The following is a 13,164-nucleotide window of genomic DNA, read 5'->3' as shown; positions in this document are numbered from 1 at the left end:
CGGCTGCGACGTTTTCGGGATAATGCAACCTAGCCTATTTTACTATCATAAAACAGATAGTATAATCGCCACCGTTCTGATTGCTCCAACAAGGAAGGACGCTGGAATGGCTGTAAAATCTTCGATCACCGACATCGACGCCCAGATCGAGAAGCTGCGCGAGCGCAAACGCTCGATGATCGCAAAGTCCGCCGAGCGCTTTGCGCGGGCGGCGACGAAATCGGGGCTGGCGGAACTGGAAATCGCCGACGAGGAGGTCGATCGGATTTTCGAAGAGATCGCCGCGCGATTTCGCAAAGGAGAGAAGAAGGGGGTGGATCACGCAACTGCTTCGCCGCGTCGACCAGCAATTGGCGGGACTGGAGCGCCGGCGGAGGTATATCATGACAGCTGATCGCAAGCGTGACGCGCGGGAGAAATTCCTGCTCGGCGGCATCGTCGTCAGGGCAGGACTGTCGAAGGCAGACCGCGCATTCCTGCTCGGCGGTTTGCTGGAATTGGCAAGAGTCGCTCCGGGCTCCTCCGAGCATCGGCGCCTGCGCGATATCGGCGAAGAAGCGTTCAAGGCAGCGGCGCTTGACGGTCCTTCCACGCGCATGACGCAGGCCGCGGAATGACCGTGCGAGCGAAACTGCATCCGAGCCTGCTGCTCGTCTTGGTGCCGATCGTCGTCACCGCCTTTGCCGTCTACGTCGTCGGCTGGCGCTGGCTGGCGCTCGCCGCCAGCCTGTCCGGGAAGGCGGAATATTGGTTTCTGCGGGCCTCACCCTTACCGGCGCTTTTGTTCGGACCGCTGGCGGGGCTGTTGAGCGTGTGGGCGCTGCCATTGCACCGGCGAAGACCTGTCGCGATGGCAAACCTCGTCTGCTTTCTGGCTGTGGCCGGCTTCTATGGCTTGCGGGAGTTCGGCCGGCTCGCCCCATCCGTGGAAAGCGGAGCGGTGACATGGGACCGTGCACTGTCCTATCTTGATATGGTCGCCGTTATCGGTGCGGTTGTCGGCTTCATGGCGGTGGCGGTGGCCGCGCGCATTTCCACCGTCGTGCCTGAACCGGTGAAGCGCGCCAAGCGCGGAATCTTCGGGGACGCGGACTGGCTTCCGATGGCGGCGGCGGGAAAGCTCTTTCCGCCGAACGGCGATATCGTCGTCGGCGAGCGCTACCGCGTCGACAAGGAAATCGTCCATGAACTGCCCTTCGATCCGAACGATTGCGCTACGTGGGGACAGGGCGGCAAGGCGCGTTTGCTCACCTACAGCCAAGACTTCGATTCCACCCATATGCTCTTTTTCGCGGGTTCAGGCGGCTACAAGACGACCAGTAACGTCGTGCCGACGGCGCTGCGCTATACCGGACCGCTGATCTGCCTTGATCCCTCGACCGAGGTCGCGCCGATGGTGGTCGAACACCGCACCCGCGTGCTGGGGCGTGAGGTCATGGTGCTCGACCCGACGAATCCAATCATGGGCTTCAACGTGCTCGACGGGATCGAAGCCTCGAATCAAAAGGAGGAAAATATCGTCGGCATCGCCCACATGCTGCTGTCAGAAAGCGTGCGCTTCGAATCCTCAAGCGGTGCCTATTTCCAGAACCAGGCACACAACCTGCTGACCGGCCTTCTGGCGCATGTGATGTTCTCGCCGGAATATGAGGGGCGACGCAATTTGCGCAGTCTTCGGGAAATCGTATCTGAGCCGGAGCCTTCCGTGCTCGCGAGGCTGCGCGACATTCAGGAGCACTCGCAATCCGCTTTCATCCGGGAGACACTTGGCGTGTTCACGAATATGACCGAACAGACCTTCAGCGGCGTCTATTCGACCGCATCGAAGGACACACAATGGCTTTCCCTCGACAGCTATGCTGCACTCGTCTGCGGCAATGTGTTCAGGTCGAGCGACATCGTGACCGGCAAGAAGGACGTCTTCCTCAATATCCCGGCGCCGATCTTGCGCTCTTATCCGGGCATCGGCCGCGTGATCATCGGGTCGCTGATCAACGCGATGGTGCAGGCCGACGGCGCATTCCAGCGGAGGGCACTGTTCATGCTCGATGAGGTCGATCTGCTCGGCTACATGCGTGTTCTGGAAGAAGCGCGCGACCGCGGCCGCAAGTACGGCGTCTCGATGATGCTGATGTACCAGTCGGTCGGGCAGCTCGAGCGGCATTTCGGGAAGGATGGCGCGACCTCATGGATCGACGGTTGCGCCTTCGCGAGCTATGCGGCGATCAAGGCGCTCGACACGGCGCGCAACGTCTCGGCTCAATGCGGCGAGATGACGGTGGAGGTGAAGGGAAGCTCCCGCAATATTGGCTGGGACACGAAGAGCAGCGCCTCGCGGAAATCGGAGAGCATCAACTTCCAGCGCCGACCACTGATCATGCCGCACGAGATCACGCAATCGATGCGCAAGGACGAGCAGATCATCATCGTCCAGGGGCACAGCCCGATCCGCTGCGGGCGGGCAATCTACTTCCGGCGGAAAGACATGAACGCGGCGACCAAGCCGAACCGCTTCGTCAAACCGTTCCAGTGACTCGAGCAACTGACGGGCAATGAGGCTATCGCGAGCGGGAGGTCAGCGGAATCGGATGACCTCCTTGGCCGACCTGCGGCGATTGATGAACTCGCGCAGCGGCGGCAGGAAGAACGCCTTGCTAAAGCGGCCCGTTGGCGGCTCGGGCTCAAGATAGAATGAGCTGCCGATTATGTCGGTATTGAACTCATCGATGATGATCCAAACCCTGCGATCGACATCGAGGCCGGCGCGGCGCTTTTCGATCGCCGGTATTTCCACGGCAAACCGTAACGCCTCCGGCTGCTTGGTGGTGATAGGAAAGAAGAGAACCAGTTCACCATCGGACCGCGGCATTCTCACGCCGACGGCAACCGGCCGCTCCTTGCGTCCTCCGTCTCTCCGCTCCCAGCCTCTCGCGCCTAGGCCATGGTGCATCGCTGATGATCGAGTGGGCATGTTCCTCGATCTTCTGCGGCTGAAACGGGCGCGCGGTTACAGACCAAACGCAGATTTCCGGCGTGGCCCAATGGCGTGACGTCTGCTCGAGGCGCCCTCGCTGATCCACAGTTGTGATCATGGCGCGAAGCTGAGCTTCCAGCCTGGCCTGCCGGTCGATCCGCGGGTGAAGCTTGGCGACGCGGCAAACGCCGCCCCAGAAGGGCGGCGTGGCGTCGATGGTGCATCATTGCGACGGCGAAGAGGACGCGGTCCTTGTGTTCCTCGATCTGCTGCGAAACGGGCCCGAGTATATAGAGCGAGATCGTAGGCGGAGCGAGAGAGCCTATGTTGATCGACGGTAACGGGCGAGACGGCCGGAAGTGGAGCTTCGGACCCAACGCGCCGGTCGATCCGGCGTGTTGGGCCAGGGCGAGGGAGCGAAAGCCTCCCTCAGAAGGGAGGCTCTGCACTGACACGTCCTTCCTGTTCGGCCCAGATCAACTCGCGTTCGGCAAGCGCCAGTTCCAGTTCGGCCACGATCTCGCGGCGCTCGGTGAGGTATGCGGCGTTCCGCAGTTCCGCGCGCAGTTCCTCGATGTGTTGATCGATCGTCATCGTCGTCATCTCCATTCTGATGTGAAAGATGACGCCGCCGGGGTCGTGAGGGATCGTGCCGGGTCAAGGATCGCGTAGCGACCGCCAACGGCGGCGAGTGGGGGAGCCGATTTTGTCGCTTGCGCCAAAATTGGGGGAACCGCTCGTCCTTGAGGCGGCGCGAACGTTCATGGCACAATTGGCGATCTGAGCAGACAGTCCCTCGTTTCGTGTGGCACCAGAACCGCCCGCCGGCCGATGGCGACCGACCGGACGGGGTATTGGAGTAAAGATCAAGCTCGTCAGCGATACCAAGTTCGCGCAAGCGCTCGACGCTTCGAGCTTGACGATTTCGTACTCGTCCGACCTCCCGCTGAATTCGCCGCTGTCGGAGGGGGTGGCCGGCCCCGATTGCTCGGGACCGGCGGTTGGGGCTCAGTTCGGGTTGTTCCAGAGGATCACCTTGCGGTTCGGATCGCCGCCTGGGGCCGGAGCGAGGTTGCCGAAGATCACGCCGATCTCCGGGGCTTCCAGCTTCACCGAGAGGTATTCCTCGCCGGTCTGCCGGGCGATGCGGTTCCAGCCTGCGCCGATCTCGAAGCCCGTGCGGCGGTGGATGACGCGGTAGTCGGGCGCTTCTTCGGTTGCCTTGCCGGCGTTCGGGACGATGGCGATCGGAGCGTTGACCCGGATGGTAGCGAAGATGCCTTCGAGGGTGCCGTCGGTCTTCTGCGTCAGGGTTGCGATCGTGGTGGCCATGGTACTGTCTCCTTCGGTTGCTCGGGACCATTCCCGATGGCGCGCGAAGAGACGGCCGATCTGCTGCGGTCATCTCGGCGAAAATTCTGTAAAATTCTATTTTCCGCCAAGAAGCGGGCGCGCTTCCACCCAGCTTGCGGGTGGAAAGCACCAGGCGCGCGCATGAAGAACCGAAATCGAATTTTGCGGAATTTTCGCCGAGACGTACCCCTTCAGGGGTTGACCGCAAAAGCGGGCGGTCGGCTAAAGGGCGACATAGAAACGGGAATGGTCTCGTGCAACCGACGCCGGCGACAAACCATTGAGGCCACCCGGTCCGGCACAGCAGGAGACTGCCAGCACCTTCCATTGCGGACACACCAGCCGGCGCGATGTTCCCTCGCCCCGGCCAAGCGCAGTCAACAAGGAGTGTCGACTGGCCGCCACATCTCTCGGGCGCACGTTGAGACGACCGCGGTGACCATATCGCCAGCATACGGCGCCGCAACATCTCGCGACGCTGCCCCCGCCGACATCGGCCAGGCGGTCTTCAACGATCCGCCCGCCGTCCGGTCTGGGCACGACCGCGGTCACCTCGACAAACACCCGCCTACTCCGATCCGTCGGTCCTAAGCAATTGGGGCTAGCCTCGCTGGACGTCGGTGAATTCGCGCGAGCAGGAGCTCACGGTTCGGCGTCATACCCCTCGCCGTTCGCCAGCCGGTCGATCGCCGCGGCGAAGAGTTCCTTGTGTTCTTCCGGCATCTCGGAGACACGATGGCCGCGTCGAGGATCTCCCCCGGCTCGCATTCGCTCGTAATGCTCGTAGCTCATCAGCACGAACCGGGGTTTCCCATGCCGGGTGAGCACGACGGGTTCGCGGCCGGCGGCGGAGGTAACATCGCTAATATGCTTGCTGAGGTCGCGTGTCGTAAACTGCCGCATTGCCCACTCCTCTGTTGATCCTCCACACTATCCAGATTTTCCCGATGTACAGGAACCCCGAAGGGTCGAGCGCCCTCATTCTCCGCCCGCATGTCGAGGCGGGCGAGCCGTGCTCGTCGGGCAGCGCTGGCGCGTGGCATGAGTGAAGACTTCATGGAGAGCGGACGCGAGCAGCCGGAACAGCAGGATCGGCCGGACACGGTGTTTCAGTGATCTCGTGTCTCTTCTCCTCACCAACTGCGGACGAGTTCAACCGGGTTTGAAAGCCTGCCGGTGGAGGAGTGGTCGCTATAAGCTTTGGCTCGCTCGCGCCAGTGCCGTCCGAGAATCTAGTGCGTCGTGTCCGCCAGCCAGAGGCGGACGTCCTGAATGGAGCGCATGAGGACCGATGGATTGCCCCGCGAGGCGATGAAGCCCCAGCCCGGCCAGTAGCGTTCGGCTTCGGCGTCGATCGCCCGGACGACGACGGCGCGGCCGCCGACGATCTCGGCTCCGGCGACGCAGCGGCGTAGCGCATCCTTGACCAGTCCGCTGCCGATGCCTTGTCCGGCATAGCGTTGATCGACGGCAAGCTGCCCGATGAGGAGGCAGGGAATGGGGTCTGGGGGGCGCCCGGTGCGGATTGCGCGCGGCGCGCTGTTTGGCTGGATCACGCTTGGGGCGAGCCCGTAATAGCCGACGACGGTGCCATCGTCGTGAACGACGAGAACACGGGTGAAGTCGCGCGCCTGATTGGCCCGGGCAAAGCCGCTCAGCCACGCATTGAGGGCCGGCTTGCCGCAGTCGAAAGCGTCGAGCCGATGCGTGTCGTCAAGGAGTTCGACACCTGAAAGCGCCACCTAGCGCTCCCAGGGCGCTGACCGGCGCAGCCGCTCGGCCGCCTTCGGCGGCGGAGAAGCCGGCGGGGCGGAGATCGCCTGGATGAAGGCGTCATAGGCGTCGGGCGAGAGGCGGATGACGGTTTCGTTGAGGATCGCCGCCTGGGCCTCATGCAATGCCGCACGGCGCATGAACTCCGTGCGCGACAGGCCGAGCAACTCCGCGCCACGATCGATGATCGTCAGATCATCGTCACGGAACCGCATCGAGACGGGTGTTTCCTTCCTGGGCGTTGTCGTGGCCATGGCTCGCTCCTGTGTTGCGAGCATATATACAATTCCGTAATGCGGATTGCAATACTTCGATTCAGCAGCGTGCCGCCGCGCTTCGCGCGGCGGGTTTCCAGCACGCATGCGCGCGACGAACCCGACGATCGTCGTCCCAAGAACAGAGGGAAAACGGCGCTCACGCTCCGTCTCCTGAAACCTGCCAGACCGGGATACCAAAGCGACGCGCCTTGTCGGCGAGATTGCCGGTGATGCCGGAGCCAGGGAAAATGACGACGCCGGCTGGCATGACCGACAGCATGTCGTCATTGCGTCGGAAGGGCGCGGCCTTGGCGTGCTTGGTCCAGTTCGGCTTGAAGGCGATCTGCGTCACCTTGCGCGCTTCCGCCCAGCAGGCGGCGATGCGTTCGGCCCCCTTCGGCGAGCCGCCATGCAGCAGCACCATGTCGGGATATTTGGCAAGGGCCTGGTCGAGCTTCGCCCAGATCCGTTCGTGATCGTTGTAGTCGATGCCGCCGCCGAAGGCGATCTTCGTGCCGCCGGGGATCAGCACTTCGGTCTCGGCGCGGCGGCGCGCGGAGAGGAAGTCTCTGGACTCGATCATAGCTGCGGTCATGTTGGCGTGGCTGACCTTCGAGCCGGTGCGCGGCCGCCATGCCGAGCCGGTCTGGGCTTCGAAGAGATCGGCCGCATAGTCGCGCATGAACTCGAAGGCGTTGCGGCGCTCCAGAAGCGTGATGCCCTCGGCGATGTGGCGCTCCAACTCGACGCTCTTCACTTCGCTGCCGTCCTGCTCGCGCTGGCCGGCGCGCTGCGCGTCCTCATTGCGCTGAAGCTCCCGCTGGATGCGCTCGCCGGCACGGTGGAAGAGGTTGACCGTCGACCAGAGCAGGTCTTCGAGATCGGGCTCCAGCCGCGTGTCGCCAAGCATCTCGAACATGGCGTCGAAGACTGCAGTCAGCGCCGACTGGACAACCGGCTCTTCGGGCAGCGGCCTCGGGTCCGGCTCGTCCTGGAAGGGGCGATGGCCGTAGATCTGGATCTCGTAGATGAAGCGGTCGGTCGGGGAAGACGCATGGTGGGGTTCGAAGGCGTCGTCGAGGGGAAGGGTAAGGTTCATGATGGTCTCCGTCGGTTGCGGCCGCGCCTCTCGCGGCCTGACGGCGATCCCTCTCCATGGGGTGGCGGGCCGGAACCGCGGCGCTTGAGCGCCGCGGCCCAGCGAAGCGCCGGGCGGCGGAAGAGGGTTTCTTGGCCCGCGAGGAGCGCCGGCTCAGCCGGCGCGGGGAAGAAACCCGACTGACCCGCTGAAGGCCCGACAGCCACATGGTAAGGGTCGCCTCCCGGCAGGCCCGCGGGCGCGCCAACCAGAACGGCGACCGGCAAGGACCTGCCTCGCCTGCAACGTACCTCACGGCCGGTTCACGGAAGGCAGGAAGGCCTGCTTGTCTTCTGGCACGAGTTGCACCCGGAGGCTGGCGGTGAGCCGGTCGGGGCCGAGCCGGCGCAGGTCCTCATTGAAATCGCCTAGTTCCGGGGCGAGCACGAGCGGCAGGATCCCGAGCGCCTGCGCGCGGCGGCTCAATCCCTCGATGCCATGCCTGCCGGCGGCGTCGGCGTCAGCGGCGATGTAGAGGCGCAGGCATCCGGCCGGAAGGCGGAAGGCGGTGAGGTGATTGGCCGTCAGCGCCGAGACCATCGGCATGCCTGGCATCACGTGCGACAGCGACAGAATGCTCTCGATCCCCTCGCCGGCGGCCATCACCGGCACGGGCGCATTACCGGGAAAGTGGAAGCGGACGGCATTGCCGAGCAGGTCGCCAAGGGCACGGCGGGGGGTATCGACCTTCGCCTTGCCGACGCCGTCCAGATCAAGGTAGGTACGATGGACGGCGGTGACCGCGCCGAACCCATCAGTCACGGCGGCGATCAGCGCCGGAAAGCTCGCCGTCCAGCCGGTCACAAGATCCCGGTAATAGCAGGACGGGTGGAAACGCAGGGCCGGGTGCAGGGACCCTCGCAGGACGGCGCGCTGGCGCAGATAACTGTCGGCAAGCGTTCCCGCGAGGGGCTGTGTCATACGAAGTAATCGTCTCGCGCGCTCCGCAGCCGGCCTATCAACCGGCGGATGGTCGCCGGCACCGCCCCTGCGGCACGACACCGGGTCGGGTTGCGAAAGCGTGAGGAAGTGTCGCGCCTCATCGGCGACATCGCGAAAATCGACAAGCCCGCAGGTTTCGCGCACCAGATCGAGCAGGTCGCCATATTGGCCGGTCGCGCTGTCTGCCCAGCGGCCGGCGCGCGGGCCGGTCAGACGCACATAGAGCGAGCGGCCGTTGTTGTTGGCGACGTCGCCAACAATCCAGTAATTGCCGGCTCGCCGGCCGGCGGACAGGTAATGTCGGCAGACCGCCTCGGCATGATGTGCGAGACGATCCGCCAGATCCGAGGCGGAGAGCATGAGGTGACCTCCATCACGACCGGCTAACGATGTCGAGCAGGCGGTAGCGCTGCATCAGTTTCGAGAGGATCGCCGGGCGGTCCTCGGTCGTCGGCACGAAGAAGCGGGCTGGAAAGTCGAGAAACAGGTTGCCCAGTGAAGGCATGAGCGACTGCAGGCGATAGATCATCATCGATAGACTCCAGAGCGGGCCGCCGGAGACCTCCCCTCCAGCTCCTCTCCCGCCCACTCCCGGCCGGCCACTCTCTTCCTCTGGCGCAGACCGTGCCGCCCCCGCCTTTCGCAGCCGACCGCAGGCACGCCCCAGATACTATCAGATTTGAGATAGTATAGGGGGCGGTGTTCGTGTACATACTTCCGAGGATGACCGAAGGGTTTTGCCTTCCAGCGAGACGACGAGGAGGAGAGGCATGCGCAAGTTTGTGATCGGCGACCGAGTGCTGGATGAGCGCGACCGGGAACTCCAGACGCTGCTTCCGCACGCTTACGACCAGCGGCTTCGACCGATGTGCATGTGCACGGTGTCACCGGTTCCGATGTATATCGCACGGATGGACGACCAGTATCTCATCAAACGCATGCCGTTGTCTGGACGTGACCACGATCCTGCCTGCCCCTCCTATGAGCCGCCCTACGAGCTCTCCGGTCTCGGTCCCCTGATCGGCACCGCGATCCAGATCGACGCCAGCGGCAAGGCCGGCCTGAAGCTCGATTTTTCCTTGACGAAACGCGGGCCACGCTCGGCGCCGACCGCACCGACAGAGCCATCGGAGCCAGGCATTCGCAGCGAGCCCAAAAAACTGTCACTCAAGGCGATGCTGCATTATCTGTGGGAGGCGGGCGAACTGACGGAATGGCGCTCTACCTGGGCCGGCCGTCGCGGCTGGGGCCGGGTGCGCACCAGCCTTATCAATGCCGCCTCGCAGATGACTACAAGGGGCGTTCCCCTGAGCGATATGCTCTACGTGCCGGAGCTGTTCCAGCCGGAGGACAAGGACGGAATCGCCGCTCGGCGCGCCGCGGCGCTCAAGGCTGTGCAAGCGACGGGTTCGGGACCGCGCAAGCTGATGATCATCGTGGCCGAGGTGAAGGAGTTTTCCCCGGCGCGCGAGGGACAGAGGATCGTCGTGCGGCACATGCCCTTCCCTCTGATGATCGAGGACGGCGCATGGCGACGGCTTGCAGCCCGCTATGAGACCGAACTCGAACTGTGGCGATCGAACGAGGCGTTCCATCTGATCGTGATCGCCACCTTCGGCATCTCGACCGCCGGCATCGCGTCGGTCGAAGAGGTCGCCCTGATGGTGGTCAACGAGCACTGGCTGCCATTCGAGGACATCCACGAATTGCGATTGCTGGAAAAGCTCGGACATCTCAAGCGAAAGAGCGTCAAGGGGCTGCGCTTCAACCTGCCGCGCGATGCGCCGATCGTGTCGGTGACATTGCCGGAGCAGAAGCCCGCCCCCATCGCAATGTTCATCGTGCCGGCGAGCGCCGGAGTTGAATACGAGCACGCACTCACCGGTATGATCGACACTAGACCGGAGATCGCACCCTGGATCTGGCGGGTGGCCGAGGGCGAAATGCCGAAACTCCCCTGATATCTGCAGGAACGGCTCGGGGCGTTGACAGAGCGAGGCGAACAAGAGCACCTCATCCCTGTCGAAGCCCCCTCTCTCCCGCGGTGCTTCATGAAACCTGAGAAAAACCGTTCATCGTCGAGATTAAGAACCGGCGCAGTCTGTCCCGAAAGGAGCGCCCCACTTGGGGGAAAGATCGACCTGAATGTGGCCATCGATCAGGTCGCGAGCGAACACGCCGGCCAGGATGACGACGGCACGATGAGGCCGATGTCGTCTGGATCGGTAGCAAAGCAGAAGCCCACGGATATCATTGGATAATCGCTTTGGACCTGCGTCCAGCACATTCGATCGGGACAAACGTAATTGGGGCGCGACGATCAGTTGCTGTTTTCGCTGACGACCTTGGGCGAGTTGCGCTCGATTCTCACCTCCATGGCGGCCAGCCGCGAGCCGAAGATAAGCGGGCCGCTCAGTGTTTCGAAGACCGGATGCAGCACCGGCCTGACGATGGTAAGACGGGCGGCAATCTCGTCGATCTCGGTTTCGACATCGATGGTCTCGCCGTTGTCGTCCGTACCGGTGATCAGGAGATTGCCGGCCAGCGGAGACGCATAGCCCTCAAGTTCCGCCACGCAGGGCAGGGTTTCGCTGAGACCGCTATCGTCGACGACGATGGCGTGGCGTTCGTCGATACGGACCATGTCGATAAGGTCGCATTCGATCAGGCTGCGGATGACGCCCAACCGGTTTTCGGCGGGTATCGATACGATGCGGATCGTGCCGATCAGCGGTTCTACGAGATAGGTCTTGGCGGTTCTCATGGTGTGTCTCCCGAGATTGGTCATGGCATTGTCTTTCCGTGAATGCGAAAACCCGGCGCAACGGCCGGGCGATGAAGGAGGATGGGGACGTGCTGGTGAGCGGACCGCAATCAGGCGGCGCTTTTGAGCAGCTTTCGTGCCTTGCCTTCGAGTTCCAGCCGTGTGTCCTGGTGGGCCTTTCCGCGGGCGAGCGCCGTGATGCCCTGGACGAAATCGAAGATGGATTCCGGCGGACGTCCTTCTTCGGAAAGCACCGTTTCGATGATCTTGCCGGTCTCGGCCTTCGAGAAGCCGCGCTTGCGCAGGAAATCCGAGCGGTCCTCGTCGTTGCGCGCAACGACCCGTTCGCGCGCCGCGCGTATGCCGGCGATGAAGGGCGCCGGCGAGGAATTGGCGAAATTCGCCAGCGCGGGTGCTGCCTCGTGGGCAAAGCGCTGCGCCGCGAACTTCGAGTGCCGGATGGTGATTTCCTCGAAATTTTCGGTGCCCCATAGATTCCTGTTGGCACAGACAGCGCGCAGGTAAAAGCTTGCAATCCCAAGCGTTTTCGAACCGACTTCGGAGTTCCACGCATAAAATCCGCGGAAGTAGAGATCCGGTTCGCCGTTCGGCAGGCGACCGGCCTCGATCGGGTGCGTGTCGTCGACCAGGAAGACGAAGACATCGCGGTCGCTGGCATAGAGCGTCGTCGTGGCCTTGGTGATGTCGACGAAGGGATTGTGGGTCATCGTCGACCAGTCGAGGACACCGGGCACCTTCCAGATCGAATCCCCGGTGCCGTTGCCGGCGATGTTCATGATGGCCGCGATCAGTTCATGGTCCCAAATGCGGCCGTATTCGGGGCTGGTCACTGCCCGCAGTTCGACGTGGCCGTCATCCATCTCCAATGTTTTCACCAGTTCTGAGCGGTTGTTGAGGAGGCCGTGCTGGAGGTTGATGGCGGCGAGCGGCGCGGGCAACTGGCGCATATAGCTTGCCGGCGCACCGACCAGGCTGCAAAGCTGCCCGTAGCTCCAGTGCGTGGGCGCCAGCGGCTGACGTTCGCCTGGGACGATGAGGGAGATGCTCTCGGCATTGTCGCGGGTCGCTTCCACGCGGATCTCCGCGCTTTCGACCGTTCGAACCCGGGCGCGCTCGGTTCGGGCGCTGACCGCGCGATGAAGGTCGGAGAGCGACAGGAAGCGCTCGTCGTCGGGGCGCGAGAACCACTCGGATGAGACGCGGCCAATGCGCTCGCCGCGCGACATGTCGACCTTGAAGCCGCCGGATACGGACCGGGAACTGGAAACCATAGTGTTCATGATGAAGTCTCCTGAAACGAAAGAGCCCGGTTGCCGCACTTGCGCCACCCGGGCTGGTGAGGTGGATGCAGGATCGGCGCCGCGGCACCGGATCGGCGCGGCAACGCAAGCGAAGGCGGAAGACTCTCTCTCGGGTCTCCCGAAGCCGCATCTGTCACCTGCCCTCCTCCCCCTCTCTCGGCATCGGAGGATGCGCGGGTTTGCAGCTTCGCAGTCACTGGTTCGGGATGGGTGCGTGATGATCTCAGGCGGCGTGACTGCGCGCCGCGGTCGCGTCGGATGATCGCCCAACGCCGGTAATAATGCGGACGCTGGCGGCAAGCGCGGGTATGTCGTCGAGCAGCTGGAGCCCGACGAAGTGGTTGGGGCCACCGGTGAAATCCTTCCGCCCCTTGCAGGTGCGGATGAGGATGCCGTGGCCGGGCGACAGGTCGAACTGCCCGACCTGCAGGTAGAATTGCTCGTGGTGCAGCGTGATCTCGCCACTGGCGGCGATCCCCGCCTTGTTGGACCGGATCTCGTAGGAACCGGCTGCAAGATGTTCGGCCGCCAGCTTCTTCAGCCGGGACCGGGTGGTGGAATGGAAGCGACACTTCTGCTCGTCGTCGTATGAGCAGGATTTTGCCCATTGAATCATCTCGATGCTCCTCGAAATGGCGACG

At 63.5% G+C, this 13,164-nt stretch carries 15 protein-coding genes and 2 pseudogenes; 5 read left to right on the top strand and 12 right to left on the bottom strand.

The annotated features are described in order from the left end of the window. Positions 1-106 precede the first annotated feature (106 nt). The 3 genes from EKH55_RS22520 to traG are packed head-to-tail and all read left to right on the top strand — an operon-like array spanning position 107 to position 2,533. Entirely contained in the window at positions 107-394 is a 288-nt protein-coding gene (locus EKH55_RS22520; RefSeq protein ID WP_069461322.1) for a TraC family protein, read from the top strand. Further along, positions 384-617, top strand: a complete 234-nt coding sequence (locus EKH55_RS22515; protein WP_069461323.1) for a conjugal transfer protein TraD — start codon at positions 384-386, stop codon at positions 615-617. The genes EKH55_RS22520 and EKH55_RS22515 overlap by 11 nt, the downstream gene beginning before the upstream one ends. After that, positions 614-2,533 carry a Ti-type conjugative transfer system protein TraG gene (gene traG / locus EKH55_RS22510; protein ID WP_151613225.1) on the top strand — a complete coding sequence of 640 codons (1,920 nt, stop codon included), beginning with the start codon at positions 614-616 and terminating at the stop codon, positions 2,531-2,533. The genes EKH55_RS22515 and traG overlap by 4 nt, the downstream gene beginning before the upstream one ends. 42 nt (positions 2,534-2,575) lie before the next feature. Here the strand turns inward: traG and EKH55_RS22505 are convergent. From EKH55_RS22505 to EKH55_RS22490, 4 genes and pseudogenes are all read right to left on the bottom strand, one after another. Further along, positions 2,576-2,934 (bottom strand): annotated as a pseudogene (locus tag EKH55_RS22505) (hypothetical protein); the annotation flags it as partial. A gap of 469 nt (positions 2,935-3,403) precedes the next feature. Further along, entirely contained in the window at positions 3,404-3,568 is a 165-nt protein-coding gene (locus tag EKH55_RS29490; protein ID WP_165614766.1) for a hypothetical protein, read from the bottom strand. Between the two features lie 414 nt (positions 3,569-3,982). Further along, the gene (locus EKH55_RS22495; RefSeq protein WP_069461328.1) at positions 3,983-4,306 is read right to left on the bottom strand and encodes a DUF736 domain-containing protein; all 324 of its coding nucleotides are present in this window, start codon (positions 4,304-4,306) and stop codon (positions 3,983-3,985) included. A gap of 663 nt (positions 4,307-4,969) precedes the next feature. Then, a complete protein-coding gene (locus tag EKH55_RS22490) occupies positions 4,970-5,230 on the bottom strand; it encodes a type II toxin-antitoxin system Phd/YefM family antitoxin (RefSeq protein WP_151613223.1) in 261 nt (86 codons plus the stop codon). Between the two features lie 71 nt (positions 5,231-5,301). Here EKH55_RS22490 and EKH55_RS30190 point away from each other — a divergent pair. Next, a pseudogene (locus EKH55_RS30190) lies at positions 5,302-5,443 on the top strand (AbrB/MazE/SpoVT family DNA-binding domain-containing protein); the annotation flags it as partial. A 116-nt stretch (positions 5,444-5,559) separates the two neighbouring features. Here the strand turns inward: EKH55_RS30190 and EKH55_RS22480 are convergent. The 5 genes from EKH55_RS22480 to EKH55_RS29485 all read right to left on the bottom strand — a co-directional run bounded on the left by EKH55_RS22480 (position 5,560) and on the right by EKH55_RS29485 (position 8,969). Next, entirely contained in the window at positions 5,560-6,069 is a 510-nt protein-coding gene (locus EKH55_RS22480; protein ID WP_151613222.1) for a GNAT family N-acetyltransferase, read from the bottom strand. After that, complete coding sequence (locus EKH55_RS22475; RefSeq protein WP_069461332.1) at positions 6,070-6,354, bottom strand: type II toxin-antitoxin system TacA family antitoxin; 285 nt, start codon at positions 6,352-6,354, stop codon at positions 6,070-6,072. It abuts the gene before it with no gap. Positions 6,355-6,514: 160 nt separating this feature from the next. Continuing rightward, positions 6,515-7,456: a DUF2493 domain-containing protein gene (locus EKH55_RS22470; protein ID WP_151613221.1), complete on the bottom strand. Its 942-nt coding sequence runs from the start codon at positions 7,454-7,456 to the stop codon at positions 6,515-6,517. Between the two features lie 291 nt (positions 7,457-7,747). Then, the gene (locus EKH55_RS22460; RefSeq protein WP_151613220.1) at positions 7,748-8,797 is read right to left on the bottom strand and encodes a DUF7146 domain-containing protein; all 1,050 of its coding nucleotides are present in this window, start codon (positions 8,795-8,797) and stop codon (positions 7,748-7,750) included. Between the two features lie 13 nt (positions 8,798-8,810). Continuing rightward, positions 8,811-8,969 (bottom strand): hypothetical protein, encoded by a 159-nt coding sequence (locus tag EKH55_RS29485; RefSeq protein WP_165614767.1) that lies wholly within the window; start codon positions 8,967-8,969, stop codon positions 8,811-8,813. Positions 8,970-9,207: 238 nt separating this feature from the next. On the opposite strand from EKH55_RS29485, the gene EKH55_RS22455 reads away from it, so the two are divergent. Further along, the gene (locus tag EKH55_RS22455; RefSeq protein WP_151613219.1) at positions 9,208-10,398 is read left to right on the top strand and encodes a DUF1173 domain-containing protein; all 1,191 of its coding nucleotides are present in this window, start codon (positions 9,208-9,210) and stop codon (positions 10,396-10,398) included. Positions 10,399-10,757: 359 nt separating this feature from the next. On the opposite strand, the gene EKH55_RS22450 is transcribed toward EKH55_RS22455, so the two are convergent. The 3 genes from EKH55_RS22450 to EKH55_RS22440 form a co-directional block, all read right to left on the bottom strand. Further along, the gene (locus tag EKH55_RS22450) at positions 10,758-11,201 is read right to left on the bottom strand and encodes a DUF3846 domain-containing protein (protein ID WP_151613218.1); all 444 of its coding nucleotides are present in this window, start codon (positions 11,199-11,201) and stop codon (positions 10,758-10,760) included. 110 nt (positions 11,202-11,311) lie between these two features. Next, positions 11,312-12,502, bottom strand: a complete 1,191-nt coding sequence (locus EKH55_RS22445; protein WP_151613217.1) for a DUF932 domain-containing protein — start codon at positions 12,500-12,502, stop codon at positions 11,312-11,314. Between the two features lie 244 nt (positions 12,503-12,746). After that, positions 12,747-13,139 (bottom strand): hypothetical protein, encoded by a 393-nt coding sequence (locus tag EKH55_RS22440; RefSeq protein ID WP_151613216.1) that lies wholly within the window; start codon positions 13,137-13,139, stop codon positions 12,747-12,749. Between the last annotated feature and the right edge of the window lie 25 nt (positions 13,140-13,164).

Origin of the sequence: Sinorhizobium alkalisoli, from assembly GCF_008932245.1 — a bacterium.
Taxonomy (GTDB): Bacteria; Pseudomonadota; Alphaproteobacteria; order Rhizobiales; family Rhizobiaceae; genus Sinorhizobium; species Sinorhizobium alkalisoli.
This window is presented reverse-complemented; position numbering and strand designations above follow the sequence as displayed.